This window comes from Bartonella sp. AP58NXGY (genome assembly GCF_042195785.1).
Classification (GTDB): domain Bacteria; phylum Pseudomonadota; class Alphaproteobacteria; order Rhizobiales; family Rhizobiaceae; genus Bartonella.
In genome coordinates, this window is sequence record NZ_JBHIOY010000037.1 from 1 (window position 1) to 341 (window position 341).

Annotated in this window: 1 protein-coding gene; it reads left to right on the forward strand. The window is 40.5% G+C overall.

Translation table 11 applies throughout. The features are described 5' to 3' along the window. Positions 1–341, forward strand: a 341-nt coding sequence (locus ACFINC_RS09055; RefSeq protein ID WP_375616995.1) for a hypothetical protein, incomplete at both ends; no start/stop codon positions are given.

Sequence of the window (341 nt, forward strand, 5' to 3'; positions counted from 1 at the left end):
GGGGGTTATGCGGCTATTCAATGTAAATGCTATGACGCCTCTCACATCATTAAAAAAGAAGATATTGATAGCTTTATTGCTGCCTCGGGCAAAAAGATCTTCACCCGTCGCATACTGGTTGATAGCACCGAAACAGATTGGAGTGACAATGTTGAACTGACTTGTGAAGGACAAGAGGTTCGTATTCAACGGATTAATCTATTTGATTTGGAAAGCAGTCAAATCGATTGGGGGGCTTATAAAGAACAAGGACAAGCTGTCCTTAAAGAGAAACCGAAGAAAAAGCTTTTAGATCATCAAAAAGAAGCCCTTGAGAAAGTCTGTGAAGGTTTACAAGAAGC